Below are 14,090 nucleotides of genomic sequence, written 5' to 3' on the forward strand. Positions count from 1 at the left end.
CTTACTTTACTTGTTCAAAAACTTCTGATAATTGATCTATTGTTTCAGGTAAATAAATCTTTTTGTGAAAATTATTTTCTAATTTTTCAATAATCTTATATAAAAATTTTAAATCTTCATGGTATCCAAATTCTTTAATAATTTTTTCAAGTAATATATAACTATTATTTTCTGCACTATACTTTTTTCCTATCATAAAGTCTGTAAGAATAGCAGTAGAAAAATATGTAACAAAAACCCTTGGTTTTGATTGATTCTCCATAAGTTCATTAAGTCTTAATAATTCCCAAGGCAAATCAGAATTCTCCATTATAGTAATACTAGTATTATTATACTTACTTATATCAATCCTTGGATGCTTTTTAACGAAAGTTTTCTGCTTATCTAAAACATTTAAGATCGATGCTTGCATAGTAATTTCATCTTCTTTGGTAAATAATTCTGAATATTCAAAATATTGATCGAAAAATAATACGCCCTCCTCCATTGGTTTTGGATTATAATTAAATAATAAATTTAACTTTTGTACTATTGGCTTTAATTTTTCTTTTTCGGGCATCTGAATCTCCCTTACAGGTTGCTCAAATTCAGAGATAATTAAATCCTTGTTATAAACCCATACTTCATCTGCAAAATCTAATTTTATCTGACGTGCTGTATATCCTCGATTTATTATATACCCTGGAAGAAATTCTTTTATAAAATAGGTCATAAGACCTTCATCAGTTAAAATCATCTTTGTATTTGGATTTATTAAAGAAATTATCGATTCATTTAAAGGTGTTCCAAAAGTAAAATAATGAAGAGTTCCACACTCTAAAAAAAGTTCTTTATACTCCTCTGCTGAATGGCTATCCAAAACTCTTTTTTCATCAAATAATATCACTTGGTCCCAAATACAAGATTTTTTAAGATTCTCATATAATTTTTCCGCACTTTCAATGAGGTTGCTAAGAATTAAAACTTTTTTCTTATCCTTATAATATATTTCAGATAAGATAGCTGATGTAAATAAGTGATATACAGTAACACATGAAAATAGAACCTTATCCCTATCGATATTTGCTATGCAATACTCTTCATCTAAAGACTTTATAGCAGCTAATGCTGTGTTAGGAACTTTAAGTGTTTCGTCATTTTTTACAAACTCAGAAATATCAGCTAACAACAAAGGAAGCCTATAGTCCTTATTTTTTTTCTTTTCACATTTAAATCCTGCTATATCTTCAGCTATAGAATAAAATAAACTTTCACACCATTGATTTATGAGTGCGTCTTTCTCAACATTAGTCATCAACTTTAAAACAGTATAATACACCCAACTTTCTTCACTACTTCTCTCCAAATAGGTAAAAAATAATTCTTGCTTCTCATGAGAAGCTATCAATTGTCTATTAACATAAAAACCATGGCCAAACTTCATAAATTCAGACCATAATCTAAAATAATCTACTTTATAATTATCTAAAAAAGTTTTTTTAAATGAACTTTTAAATATAACTCCACTACATTGATTTAAAAAATTAACTTTATGATCCTTCAATAGTTCAGCAATAGTATTTTTAGAAATCAAATTTCCAAGCACAGAGTTATCGTTTTCATTTTTAGGTTTAAATATTTCATCCTCTATATTATTTAAATCTGCATTATCACTAGCAACAAAAATAATTTTCTCACTTTCTAAAATAATATTCATCATTGTTTCTATTCTTTGTGTTGAAAATTGAACTTCTGATAATATTATATTCATATACTCGCCAAGAGCTCTATCAGATAATTCTTTTATTGACTCATCGATATTGTCATATTTTTCATAAATAATTTTTCTATCACTACTTATGTACGCTGTGAGTTCTGTATCATCTTCTATACAACAATCCCCCACTAGTATTTCGACTTTTCTATATGTTTCATCTTTTATACTATTTATAATTGGCATAATATTTTTATTTTCTTCATGCCTTATTATTATTATAGATACCAAAGAAACGTCATAATTAATTATCTTTTTCTTTAAGTGATGTTTTATTTCTTTTATACTATTTAGATGTTTTGCCATTTTGTCCTTACGTTACGCAAGTAACGACTCCTTTTAGTGATATTACACCTAGTCTATTGTTACTATATGATAAACAAATAGTTAAGTTTTAGTTAAGTTTTATAACTGTATTATAACTCAAATAGATTTTGTATGTCTATATAAAATAAAAAACAGTACCATAGATACTGTTTTCTTACTTTATATTGAATTCTACATTTATATTATTACAGCTTAAACAATTTTCAATATGTTTATTAATCAATAAATTCCTCTTCAATTTTAGTAATAATCGGCTCTATCTCATAAGTCAATAAGTCAGCAATTAACGTATAATCCCCTGATTCAATGGCTAAAACCAATTCTTCTAGTATAGGATTTATACTCTCTATATCTAATATCCCTAAAAATAAAGTAGAAGCGCCACTCAAGATAATATTAATATCATCAATTATATTAATTATTCCTAAGTTGCCTTTTGGAATATCATCTTCGCGATAATAATTTGAAACTTCTTTTATACTATCTTTAACACTTTTTAAAAATTCAAGGGTAGTGTCTTTTTCTTCAGGTGCTATTTGATCTTTCAAATGGTTACTCATCTATAAATTAGTCCTCCTTTTATGTTATCTATAAAAATGTATATTCTTTTGAAATAAAATAAACCCTGCCACATGGCAGGGCTTATATGTACTATAAATTATCTTAATAATTGAAGTACGTTTTGTGGTGCTTGGTTTGCTTGAGCAAGCATAGCTTGTGCAGCTTGTTGAAGAATATTATTCTTTGTAAAGCTCATCATTTCTTTAGCCATGTCTACGTCTCTAACTCTTGATTCTGCTGCTTGTAAGTTTTCTGAAGCATTATCTAAGTTAGCTATTGTGTGCTCTAATCTGTTTTGGTTAGCTCCAAGATTTGATCTTTGAGTTGAAACTATTTTTATAGCATCGTTTATTTTTGATATTGAATCTGTTGCTGAAGTATTTGTAGATATTCCTAATGATGATACTTTTAATGTTGATGCAGCCATACATCCAATGTTTACTTCTAATGTTAAATTAGCATCAGAGTTTGCTCCGATTTGTAATTTAACTCCAGTACCAGGAGAAGATAAAGAACCATTTAATAAGTTCTTTTCATTGAATTGAGTTGTGCTAGCTATTCTATTGATTTCTGTTGCTAGAGTTTTTATTTCAGCACCGATAGCTTGTCTATCAATAGTAACGTTTGTATCGTTAGCTGCTTGAACTGCTAATTCTCTCATTCTTTGTAGTATGCTTTGTGTTTCATTTAAAGCACCTTCAGCTGTTTGAATTAAAGAAATACCATCTTGAGCATTTCTTGAAGCTTGGTTAAGACCTCTGATTTGAGCTCTCATTTTTTCAGAGATTGATAAACCTACAGCGTCATCTCCAGCTCTGTTGATTCTTAAACCTGAAGATAATTTCTCCATTGATTTTGCAGCACCACCATTATTGATGCTCATGTTTCTTTGTGCATTCATTGCATTTAAATTGTGATTAATAACCATAGTAAAATTCCTCCTTGATTTTTACTCAGCACTTCCATGTGCCTATATTTTTTTAGCAAGGTTTCCCTTACATTAACTATATCGTATGCTATTTTATTTACTTTACACCTTTTTTTATTTTTTTGAAATAATTTTTACTTTTATACAATTAATATTACAGTTAATTATTCTAATAACTGTAATATACCCCTGCAAGTATTGTCAATTACGATACCTCCTAACCTCCTATATTTTTTTCTTTTGCCATTATTAATAATTTGCATATTTTATAAAAGTTTTTTGTTCAGCACTAAAACATTTTCTACGCTGGCATAGAAAATGTTTTTCAGCTATAAATAAAAAACTCACCATAATAGGTGAGTTTTTTATTATATAGACTATCTTAATAATTGAAGTACGTTTTGTGGTGCTTGGTTTGCTTGTGAAAGCATAGCTTGTGCTGCTTGTTGAAGAATATTATTCTTTGTAAAGCTCATCATTTCTTTAGCCATGTCTACGTCTCTAACTCTTGATTCTGCTGCTTGTAAGTTTTCTGAAGCATTATCTAAGTTAGCTATTGTGTGCTCTAATCTGTTTTGGTTAGCTCCTAAGCTTGATCTTTGTGTTGATACTGTCTTTATAGCAGTATTTATTGATGTTATTGCAGCTGTTGCACCGCTGTTTGAAGAAACTGTAATTGAACTTATTGATAGAGCAGCCGAATCCATTTTTCCAATTTTAACTTCTAGTGTTAAATTAGCATCTGAATTTGCTCCAATTTGTAGCTTTACTCCTGTAGTAGATAAAGAACCATTTAATAAATTCTTTTCGTTGAATTGAGTTGTATTTGCTATTCTATCAATTTCAGTTGTTAATGTTGTAAGCTCTGATTTTATAGCATCTCTATCAACAGCAACATTTGTATCATTTGCTGCTTGTACTGCTAATTCTCTCATTCTTTGTAGTATGCTTTGTGTTTCATTTAAAGCACCTTCAGCTGTTTGGATTAAAGAAATACCATCTTGAGCATTTCTTGAAGCTTGGTTAAGACCTCTGATTTGAGCTCTCATCTTTTCAGAGATTGATAAACCTGCAGCGTCATCTCCTGCTCTGTTAATTCTTAAACCTGAAGATAATTTTTCCATTGATTTTGCAGCACTACCATTGTTGATACTCATGTTTCTTTGTGCATTCATTGCGTTTAAATTGTGATTAATAACCATTGTTTTTTCCTCCCTGATTTTACATTAGCACTTCCATGTGCTTCTATTTTATAGTCTATTTTTAACATTATATTTTTTATAGTTTTTTCAATACTTTTGACACATCAATAATTCAGTTTCTAATCATTAATAATAACTTTATTTATAAATATAAATTGACTATCTTAATAATTGAAGTACGTTTTGTGGTGCTTGGTTTGCTTGTGAAAGCATAGCTTGTGCTGCTTGTTGAAGAATATTATTCTTTGTAAAGCTCATCATTTCTTTAGCCATGTCTACGTCTCTAACTCTTGATTCTGCTGCTTGTAAGTTTTCTGAAGCATTATCTAAGTTAGCTATTGTGTGCTCTAATCTGTTTTGGTTAGCTCCTAAGCTTGATCTTTGTGTTGATACTGTTTTTATAGCACTATTTATTGATGTTATTGCAGCTGTTGCAGTACCGTTTGATGCAACATCTAACCCTGAAATTCCTAGTGCTGATGCAGCCATTGAACCTATTTTGATTTCTAGTGTTAAGTTAGCATCTGAGTTAGCTCCGATTTGCAGTTTAACTCCTGTAGCTGCTAAAGAACCAGTTAATAAATTCTTTTCGTTGAATTGAGTTGTCTTAGCTATTCTGTCAATTTCAGTTGTTAATGTGTCAAGCTCTGATTTTATAGCAGATCTATCAACAGCAACGTTTGTATCATTTGATGCTTGTACTGCTAATTCTCTCATTCTTTGTAGTATGCTTTGTGTTTCATTTAAAGCACCTTCAGCTGTTTGAATTAGTGATATACCATCTTGAGCATTTCTTGAAGCTTGATTAAGACCTCTGATTTGAGCTCTCATTTTTTCAGAAATTGATAAACCTGCAGCATCATCTCCAGCTCTGTTAATTCTTAATCCTGAAGATAATTTCTCCATTGATTTTGCAGCATTACCATTGTTTATACCCATATTTCTTTGTGCATTCATTGCATTTAAATTGTGATTAATGATCATTGCTTTTCCTCCCTGATTTTGCTCAGCGCATCCTTGTGCTTTGTATTTTGTAAGTTCGCCCTTACACTACATTTATCGACATAATTTATTTCTACTTTACACTTTTCGACACATTTTTTCTTTTAATTTTCTTTTTATTTTTTTCATTTAATCAAAAACGTTTCACAACCTATATTGCATCCATATTTAAGTCAATATTTGGTTTCAATTTAAAGTACTATATTGAAACTGATTTTCTCCTTAAATAATAAAAGAACCCACATTAAAGTGAGTTCTTTTATTATTAATTATCTTAATGATTTGAATTATGTTTTTTAATTTATTCTATTTGTTCTTCAAAGTTTTCCGCAAGTTTAGAAATTATTGGAACAAATTCATAAGTTATTACATCTCCAATCAATATATTATCCTGAGATTCCATAGCCTCAAATAATTGGCCAATCAAAGAATTAAAAGCTTCTGAATCATATTTTTTATAAAATATATTATTAGCTCCCGATATTATAATATTAAAATCATCTATAATGTTTATAATATTACTATTACCTTCAATTAGGTTATTTTCATAATAATATTCAGCAACTTCTTTAAGCTTTTCATTAAGATTTCTTAAGAATAAAATAGTTGTTTCAAGTTCCTCATTCGCTAATTTATTGTCCATATAATAAAGTCCATCCTTTCGTCTACTGGGAAATTAAATTATACCGTGCTACGTTTCAGGTATATAATTAAAGTTAACTAGTTTATATCTAGTATTATTCTAATCTCGATTTTTATTATATTGTTTTTATGCTTATATAAATCTCTAGTAATAAAGTATCCATATTCTTAATGAGATTAATTTTAGTAATATATTTAAATAAAAGCCTTGCATAGCTCAAGAAATTCTTGGTCTATAACAAGGCTTTTATTTGATCAAATTATCTTAATAATTGAAGTACATTTTGTGGTGCTTGGTTTGCTTGAGCAAGCATAGCCTGTGCAGCTTGTTGAAGAATGTTATTCTTTGTAAAGCTCATCATTTCTTTAGCCATGTCTACGTCTCTAACTCTTGATTCTGCTGCTTGTAAGTTTTCTGAAGCATTATCTAAGTTAGCTATTGTGTGCTCTAATCTGTTTTGGTTAGCTCCTAAGCTTGATCTTTGTGTTGATACTGTTTTTATAGCACTGTTTATTGATGTTATTGCAGCTGTTGCAACACCATTTGATGCAACATCTAATCCTGAAATTCCTAGTGCTGATGCAGCCATCGAACCTATTTTAATTTCTAGTGTTAAATTAGCATCTGAGTTAGCTCCGATTTGCAGTTTAACTCCTGTAGCTGCTAAAGAACCAGTTAATAAATTCTTTTCGTTGAATTGAGTTGTCTTAGCTATTCTATCAATTTCAGTTGTTAATGTGTCAATCTCTGATTTTATAGCAGATCTATCAACAGCAACATTTGTATCATTTGCTGCTTGTACTGCTAATTCTCTCATTCTTTGTAGTATGCTTTGAGTTTCATTTAAAGCACCTTCAGCTGTTTGGATTAAAGAAATACCATCTTGAGCATTTCTTGAAGCTTGATTAAGACCTCTAATTTGAGCTCTCATTTTTTCAGAAATTGATAAACCTGCAGCATCATCTCCAGCTCTGTTAATTCTTAAACCTGAAGATAATTTCTCCATTGACTTTGCAGCAGAACCATTATTGATGCTCATGTTTCTTTGTGCATTCATTGCGTTTAAATTGTGGTTAATAATCATTATATTTTCCTCCTTGATTTTGAAAATCGCACATCCTTGTGCTTTTATTTAGTAATTTTGCCCTTACACTGTATTTATCGACAGTATTCAACTTTACTTTACACCATTCTATGAATTTCTTCATTATTTTTTCATCATTTCGCCAATCCCTTATATATAATCACTTTTTATCTTCTGATTTTAATTTATATCAATAATAAAAAAAAACAATTCTCTATCTATAATAAATAGATAGAGAATTGTTTCTTTTCCTTAATATTTATTTAATACATTGTTAAATGCTAAATTAACCCGTTGTGCTAGTTAAATACGCTGGCAATACTTACAAATAGAAAAACTCCAGCATATTTGCTAACCTATCATTAAAAAACACCACTAATCTAATGATAGGAGGCTAACCTATATGCCAGAGTTTAATAAAGATTCTACCATAACAATAAATGACTTAAAAGATTTTATTGTTGTCACTTATGTTATAATTGATGACTTTTACCAAAAAGTAACTCCAACATTTATTAAAAATCGTCGTAACATCGCTAAATCAGTAATGACTGATAGCGAAATAATTACGATTTCTTTAGTAGGTGAACTCTTAACCATTGACTCTGAAAAAGCATGGTTTGGATTTTGCTCTAAAAACCTACGAGACTTATTTCCCAACTTTTGTAGTAGGCCGAGGTTTCATAGAGTTAGAAAGTCATTATTTCGAGTCATTGATGAAATTCGTAAAGAGTTAACGAAATTTCTTAACTATCAATATGACCGAATAAGAATTGCAGATAGTATGCCAATTCCTGTGTGTAAGTTTGGGAGAGCTCATTTCCATAAAGCTTTTAAGCCGGAGGCTGCCTACGGGCGATGCGCTTCGAAAAAAGAAACATATTATGGATTCAAATTACATGCTTTAGTAGCCCTCGATGGCTATATCACAGATTTTACTGTAACAGCAGCAAATATTGATGACAGAGATGTCGTCTGGGAACTCACAGCTAATTCAGAGATTGATATACTAATAGGTGATAAAGGATATATAGGTCAAAAAGTTGCTTCGCAATTAAAAGAAACAAGGTACATTCGTCTTTTAACAATAAATCGTAACAATAGTAAAACTAAACTTTTAAAACCTTTTAGGCAGTTGATATTCAAGGCTCGTCGTAGAGTAGAAACTACTTTTTCTCAGCTCTCCGAGCAATTAAATATGCAGAGGGTTCTTACAAAATCAACTTGGGGATTTGCCACAAGAATATCAAATAAAATATTAGCTCATAATCTTTGCTATTTTATAAATAAATTTTTTAATATAGGTATAGAAATATCAAAGATTAAAGAATTAGTATTCGGATAATAATTTCCAAAAACAGTATATGAGACAATAGGATAGGACTGCCTAAAATCATGGTATAAATATCCTTTTAATGAAAACTTATCTGCTAGCACAACAGGTTAAATTAAAAGTTTATATCATAAAAGCTTTTCTTTAGTTCTATCGTTTCTTTAAAAGTTCTTTTAATTATATCTATAATACTAGAAGAAGTATTACCTTCCCCGTATGGATCTGACATCTTTTGCATTTTTATTATAAACTCATCTGACATCATTTTTTTAATAGCTTCATAAATGCTATTTATATCAATGTCACAATCTATAATAGACGCCGTTCTAAGTCTTCCTTTTTGTCTATCTCCAATATTAACTGTTGGCTTTTTAAATATTGGTGCTTCAATTATACCACTAGAAGAGTTACCTAATACAAAACCACAATGCTTCATTGCACTTAAATACTTCATTTGTCCCATTGATGTAAATGCTATAGCTTTTTTAGGATTTTCTATAACATACTGATCAATCATTTTATTAATTTCTCTCCCATTGGTATCAGCATTAGCCTTTGTAAATATCATATTCAAATCTTGAAATTTATCTAAAACTTTTAACAAATTAGCAAATTGTTCCTTTGGAGAAGCCTCATCTAAAGTAACTGGATGATAAGTTATTAGAGCCGTTTTATTTGTAACTTTAAAATCAATAACTGCTTCAAGCTGTTCTTTTGTTAATAACTTTAGATTCTTTATATTTTCAGCGCCTAACGCACCTACATTAAAAACCCTAACTGGATCTTCACCTAATTGAATAATACGTTTTTTATATTCCTCTGCACATGCAAAATGAATATAACTCATTTTAGTTATACTATGCCTTATAGCATCATCAAAAGCACCTTCAGTAAGTTCTCCTCCATGAATATGAGCAATAGGAATTTTCATAATCATCGCAGCTTCCGCCATAGCTAAAGCTTCATACCTATCCCCTAAAATTACAATCAAATCTGGTTTAATTCTTTCAAGCACATCTGCAAAACTAATTAATCCAAGTCCCATAGATTTTACTATGCTAGTTGAGGTATCTGAACTTAATAACATTTCTACCTTCTCATCAATGTTGAAACCATCTTCTTCAATTTCCTTATATGTAAGTCCAAACTCCGTGGATAAATGCATTGCTGTAACCACAAGTTTAAGTTCTAATTCATTATCTAAAGATATTTTTTTTATCAACGGCTTTAAAAGTCCATATTCCGCTCTAGTTCCTGTTAATACACATATTCTCATAATTCGATCAACTCATCTTCATCAAAATCTCTTTTAGCAAAAGTTCCAATTACTCCATCCCATTTCATTGGACTAATGCCATTTCCCGGTCTTTTAACAGTAAGGTTTTCTTCCGTAAAAATCTCACCTTTCCTTATAGACCTTTTAGCAACAATACTTTTTCTAGCTATATCTTTATTTTTAATTTCTGAAGAAGACGGCATTTTCGACTCACTACCTAATGCACTTTCAATATTCCTAATGGCCTTAACCATTGCTTCAAGCTCATCTGGTTCTAAACTTGCTTTATGATCAGGGCCCTCCATTGTTTTATCTAATGTGAAATGTTTTTCTATTACTGTTGCTCCTATTGCTACTGCCGCAATAGGAACTTCTATACCTAAAGTATGGTCAGAATATCCTATTTCCACATTAAAAGTATTTTTAAGTACATTCATAGCCCTAAGATTTACATCTGTCATTGGAGTAGGATATTCAGTATTACAATGAAGTACTGTTACCTTTGGGACATCTGTTAATTTTTCTAAAGCTTCTTGAATTTCTTTTAAATCACTCATACCAGTAGATATTATCACTTCTTTTTTTAGTGAATTTATCTTTCTTAAATACGGTAAATTAGTAATTTCTCCAGAAGGAATTTTAAACAATTTCATATCTAAATTATCTAAAAAATCAATGCTTTCCATATCAAAAGCAGTGGAAAGAAACATTATATCACTATTCTCGCAATAAACTTTTAAAGCTTTAAAGTCTTCATAAGAAAGTTCAAGTTTTCTAAGCATTTGAAGTTGACTTTCTTCTGAATTTGTTGCTTTCTTTTGATACTCTGCTTTATTTGCAAATTTAGAAACTAAATTTGCAGATTTAAAAGTTTGGAATTTTACTGCATCAACACCAGCTTTTTTTGCTTCATCTATCATTTTGTAAGCTAAGCCAATATCTCCATTATGATTAACTCCAGCTTCAGCTATTATAAAAACTTTATTCTCCATGCTTACCTCCGTCCAAAATCTCTGCTGGTTTACACACAACAGTAGTATTTGCTAAAACATCCTTTACCACAAAAGCACCTAGCCCAACAATGCTACCTTCTCCTAAAGTACATCCTTGCATTATAGAAGCTCTAGCCCCTACAAGAACCTCTTTTTCTATAGAGACATTTCCAGATACAGCACTTAAAGGATTGATAACAGAAAAATCATCAATCCTTGTATCATGACCTATTGTGCAATTATTATTTATAAGTGAGAAATCTCCAATCGTTACATCATTAGAAATAGTTACTCCTGGAGCAATTACATTACCATAGCCAAGACTAACTCTTGATAATATATTTACTGATGGATGTATTATATTAGGGAAAACAATACCTGGCAGATCTTTTAATACTTTCTCAAAAACTTTTCTTTTAACTTTTGGAAAGCCTAAAGGTAAAACAACTCCTACAACTGGATAATCTTTTATAAATGTTATTAAATCATCGTCAGAAACAACAGAATACCCATGAATTTCACTTATACTTTTATTGTCAACAAAAGCAAGAAATTTATAAACATCATTTCTGTTGTATTTATTTATATCATCAATAATATCTTTGGCCTCCATAGAAGTGCCACCAGTTCCAATTATTAAAGTAGGAAGTCCTTCCCATTTCATTTTTTCACCAACCATTCAATTATTCTTTAAAAAGTGCATATAATATTACTTATTGAACACCTAGAGCATTTAACATATTTTCCATTTCTTCTATCTGTCCCATATCAAGCCATGATTTATCACTTACAGGATATACTCCGACTCTTTTACCTATTTTAATATAATCTTCCGCTAAAGTTGGGAGATCATAGAAAGTATCTTCTGGAACGTCAAAAAGAACTTCTGGTTCTAAGATATACATCCCTGTGTTAATTAAATAGTTAAACTCTGGTTTTTCTGTTGAACCTTTCATTGATCCATCATTATTTAATTTGATAACTCCATAAGGAATAGTAATATTTTTTAAGGAAGATACAATAGTAATCTTATTTTCTTGCTTTTTATGAAAATCTAAAATATCTGCATAATCAGCATCAATTAACACATCACAATTAGACACAAAAAATGTTTCTCTTATCGTATCTTTAAGCAATGATAAGCTTCCCCCAGTTCCAAGTGGCTTTTCTTCCTCTACATAAAAAACGTTATAATTCTTATCAACTTCTGAAAAATAAGATTTAATCATATTTTTTCTATAGTTCACTGTTAAATGAAAATCCTTACACCCAAACTTGTTAAAATTATTAATAATCCTTTCAATAATAGGAGTATCACCTATAGGAATTAATGGTTTAGGAAGAATCTTTGTATATGGGTATAATCTAGTACCTTTACCTCCAGCCATGATAACCACTGGGTTATCAATAGTTCTCGAGTTTTTAATATGTTCACCCATTTCATCATTCCAAAAAACTACTCTTATAACGACTTTTTTCTCATCAACTATAGGTAATGCGGTAATAAGATATTGTTGCATTACGTCCTTAGCTCTATATTCCTCATTACTCATCAAGTATTTTGGTTCTCTATTCATGATGGTTTTCACAGGAGCATTCAAGTCTCCATTTTTCAAAATCCATCTTCTTATATCTCCATCAGTTAATGTTGCTATTAATGCCATACTTTCATCAACAACGAAAAGTATCTTTCTTGCGCTGGTATCAATTTTCTTTAGTGCAGCAATAATAGTCATTTCCTTATCTATCATCATATTAGCAATATCCATAACATACTCCTCTACTGTTATTCTGATAATTCTTTTAAAATTGATAATACATACTGTACATCATCATCTGATAAATTACTGCTACATGGAATACTTAAAATCCTATCAATATAATATTTTGCTTTTTCGATGTTATAAGCAAAGGATTCTTTATAGGGTTGTTGTTCATTTATAAGTCCCCATATTGGTCTTGTTTGAACACCTTTTTCATTTAAATGCTTTAACAATTCATCCCTACTATACTTAAAATCATCTGCAATAAATAAAGAGTAAAACCACTTATTTGATCTTATATTTTTGTTAAAAGGTAGAATACTTAATCCTTTAATATTCTCTATTCCCTTTTTATATGCTTCATAATTCTTCTCTTTTGTTTTGATAAAATCTTCTAATTGCTGAAGTTGTGCTTTTCCTAAAGCAGCTTGTAAATTAGTCATTCTATAATTATATCCAATATCATTATGAATATAATATAGTACATCATCCTTTGCTTGAGTTGATAAATATTTCGCCTTTTTCAGTAAATCATTGTTTGTACTAACTAGCATACCACCACCACCAGTAGTAATGATTTTATTTCCATTAAAAGAGTAAGCACCAAAGTCACCGATAGTTCCTGCAAACTTACCCTTATATTCACCAGTTTCATAATAACTACCTAAGGCTTCAGTAGCATCTTCTATAACTTTAATATTATAAGCCTTAGCGATTTTCATTATTTCTTCCATATCAGCTAAGTTTCCAAAAACATGAACTATTACAATTGCTTTAATATGCCTTTTAGAAATCTTATTTATCAATTTTCCGTTTACAAAATCGCATTGCGTATCAATAAAACTCTGAAGCTTTATTACATCTATGGTTAAAGAATCATCACAATCCATAAAAACTGGCTCTGCATGTAAATACTTCACAGGGTTTACTGCTGCAATAAATGTTAAAGTAGGAACAATTACTTCATCATCACTTTGAACGTCAGCTAATCTAAGTGATAAATGTAATGCTGCAGTACCACTTTGGCAAGCTACTGCTTCAGGCATCTTAAGATATGAAGCAATATCCGTTTCAAAATCCTCAATATATTTTCCGCCTGTGGAAACCCATTCACTTTCAACAGCGTTAGTCACATATTCTAATTCTCTTCCATTAAAATTAGGTACACTAAGTGGGATAAATCTTTTCTCCATATATTTCACTACTTTCTTTTTTCGTAATCATTA

13 protein-coding genes are annotated in these 14,090 nt (G+C 30.0%); 1 reads left to right on the forward strand and 12 read right to left on the reverse strand.

Annotation, left to right across the window (positions count from 1 at the left end; genetic code table 11):
- Position 1: 1 nt before the first annotated feature.
- The 7 genes from CLOCEL_RS11895 to CLOCEL_RS11925 all read right to left on the reverse strand — a co-directional run bounded on the left by CLOCEL_RS11895 (position 2) and on the right by CLOCEL_RS11925 (position 7,500).
- The gene (locus CLOCEL_RS11895) at positions 2-2,059 is read right to left on the reverse strand and encodes a polysialyltransferase family glycosyltransferase (RefSeq protein WP_010075437.1); all 2,058 of its coding nucleotides are present in this window, start codon (positions 2,057-2,059) and stop codon (positions 2-4) included.
- 236 nt (positions 2,060-2,295) lie between these two features.
- Positions 2,296-2,640: a hypothetical protein gene (locus CLOCEL_RS11900; RefSeq protein WP_010075438.1), complete on the reverse strand. Its 345-nt coding sequence runs from the start codon at positions 2,638-2,640 to the stop codon at positions 2,296-2,298.
- Positions 2,641-2,738: 98 nt separating this feature from the next.
- Positions 2,739-3,569, reverse strand: coding sequence for a flagellin N-terminal helical domain-containing protein (locus CLOCEL_RS11905; RefSeq protein ID WP_013291744.1), 831 nt, complete (start codon positions 3,567-3,569; stop codon positions 2,739-2,741).
- Positions 3,570-3,946: 377 nt separating this feature from the next.
- Positions 3,947-4,771: a flagellin N-terminal helical domain-containing protein gene (locus CLOCEL_RS11910; RefSeq protein WP_013291745.1), complete on the reverse strand. Its 825-nt coding sequence runs from the start codon at positions 4,769-4,771 to the stop codon at positions 3,947-3,949.
- 159 nt (positions 4,772-4,930) lie between these two features.
- Positions 4,931-5,755, reverse strand: a complete 825-nt coding sequence (locus tag CLOCEL_RS11915; protein WP_013291746.1) for a flagellin N-terminal helical domain-containing protein — start codon at positions 5,753-5,755, stop codon at positions 4,931-4,933.
- A 319-nt stretch (positions 5,756-6,074) separates the two neighbouring features.
- Positions 6,075-6,416, reverse strand: coding sequence for a hypothetical protein (locus CLOCEL_RS11920; RefSeq protein ID WP_010077577.1), 342 nt, complete (start codon positions 6,414-6,416; stop codon positions 6,075-6,077).
- A gap of 259 nt (positions 6,417-6,675) precedes the next feature.
- The gene (locus CLOCEL_RS11925; RefSeq protein ID WP_013291747.1) at positions 6,676-7,500 is read right to left on the reverse strand and encodes a flagellin N-terminal helical domain-containing protein; all 825 of its coding nucleotides are present in this window, start codon (positions 7,498-7,500) and stop codon (positions 6,676-6,678) included.
- Between the two features lie 403 nt (positions 7,501-7,903).
- Here CLOCEL_RS11925 and CLOCEL_RS11930 point away from each other — a divergent pair, with 403 nt between their 5' ends.
- A complete protein-coding gene (locus CLOCEL_RS11930; protein WP_013291748.1) occupies positions 7,904-8,845 on the forward strand; it encodes an IS982 family transposase in 942 nt (313 codons plus the stop codon).
- 103 nt (positions 8,846-8,948) lie between these two features.
- On the opposite strand, the gene neuC is transcribed toward CLOCEL_RS11930, so the two are convergent.
- From neuC to CLOCEL_RS11955, 5 genes are read right to left on the reverse strand one after another with little or no spacing between them, the layout of a single operon-like run.
- Positions 8,949-10,109, reverse strand: coding sequence for a UDP-N-acetylglucosamine 2-epimerase (gene neuC, locus CLOCEL_RS11935; protein ID WP_013291749.1), 1,161 nt, complete (start codon positions 10,107-10,109; stop codon positions 8,949-8,951).
- Positions 10,106-11,101 (reverse strand): N-acetylneuraminate synthase, encoded by a 996-nt coding sequence (gene neuB, locus CLOCEL_RS11940; RefSeq protein ID WP_010074445.1) that lies wholly within the window; start codon positions 11,099-11,101, stop codon positions 10,106-10,108. Before neuB ends, neuC begins: the two co-directional genes overlap by 4 nt.
- On the reverse strand, positions 11,091-11,765 hold the full coding sequence (locus CLOCEL_RS11945) for an acetyltransferase (RefSeq protein ID WP_242655152.1): 675 nt from the start codon (positions 11,763-11,765) through the stop codon (positions 11,091-11,093). Before CLOCEL_RS11945 ends, neuB begins: the two co-directional genes overlap by 11 nt.
- 49 nt (positions 11,766-11,814) lie before the next feature.
- Positions 11,815-12,870, reverse strand: a complete 1,056-nt coding sequence (locus CLOCEL_RS11950; protein WP_010074443.1) for a nucleotidyltransferase family protein — start codon at positions 12,868-12,870, stop codon at positions 11,815-11,817.
- 17 nt (positions 12,871-12,887) lie between these two features.
- Positions 12,888-14,057, reverse strand: a complete 1,170-nt coding sequence (locus CLOCEL_RS11955) for a LegC family aminotransferase (RefSeq protein ID WP_010074442.1) — start codon at positions 14,055-14,057, stop codon at positions 12,888-12,890.
- Positions 14,058-14,090: the final 33 nt, after the last annotated feature.

Source organism: Clostridium cellulovorans 743B (assembly GCF_000145275.1).
Taxonomy (GTDB): domain Bacteria; phylum Bacillota; class Clostridia; order Clostridiales; family Clostridiaceae; genus Clostridium_K; species Clostridium_K cellulovorans.

What these genes read in the sequence shown, in the direction of transcription:
- CLOCEL_RS11895 (WP_010075437.1), bottom strand. Translation starts at nt 2,059, where the DNA reads ATGGCAAAACATCTAAATAGTATAAAAGAAATAAAACATCACTTAAAG.
- CLOCEL_RS11900 (WP_010075438.1), bottom strand. Translation starts at nt 2,640, where the DNA reads ATGAGTAACCATTTGAAAGATCAAATAGCACCTGAAGAAAAAGACACT.
- CLOCEL_RS11905 (WP_013291744.1), bottom strand. Translation starts at nt 3,569, where the DNA reads ATGGTTATTAATCACAATTTAAATGCAATGAATGCACAAAGAAACATG.
- CLOCEL_RS11910 (WP_013291745.1), bottom strand. Translation starts at nt 4,771, where the DNA reads ATGGTTATTAATCACAATTTAAACGCAATGAATGCACAAAGAAACATG.
- CLOCEL_RS11915 (WP_013291746.1), bottom strand. Translation starts at nt 5,755, where the DNA reads ATGATCATTAATCACAATTTAAATGCAATGAATGCACAAAGAAATATG.
- CLOCEL_RS11920 (WP_010077577.1), bottom strand. Translation starts at nt 6,416, where the DNA reads ATGGACAATAAATTAGCGAATGAGGAACTTGAAACAACTATTTTATTC.
- CLOCEL_RS11925 (WP_013291747.1), bottom strand. Translation starts at nt 7,500, where the DNA reads ATGATTATTAACCACAATTTAAACGCAATGAATGCACAAAGAAACATG.
- CLOCEL_RS11930 (WP_013291748.1), top strand. Translation starts at nt 7,904, where the DNA reads ATGCCAGAGTTTAATAAAGATTCTACCATAACAATAAATGACTTAAAA.
- neuC (WP_013291749.1), bottom strand. Translation starts at nt 10,109, where the DNA reads ATGAGAATATGTGTATTAACAGGAACTAGAGCGGAATATGGACTTTTA.
- neuB (WP_010074445.1), bottom strand. Translation starts at nt 11,101, where the DNA reads ATGGAGAATAAAGTTTTTATAATAGCTGAAGCTGGAGTTAATCATAAT.
- CLOCEL_RS11945 (WP_242655152.1), bottom strand. Translation starts at nt 11,765, where the DNA reads ATGAAATGGGAAGGACTTCCTACTTTAATAATTGGAACTGGTGGCACT.
- CLOCEL_RS11950 (WP_010074443.1), bottom strand. Translation starts at nt 12,870, where the DNA reads ATGGATATTGCTAATATGATGATAGATAAGGAAATGACTATTATTGCT.
- CLOCEL_RS11955 (WP_010074442.1), bottom strand. Translation starts at nt 14,057, where the DNA reads ATGGAGAAAAGATTTATCCCACTTAGTGTACCTAATTTTAATGGAAGA.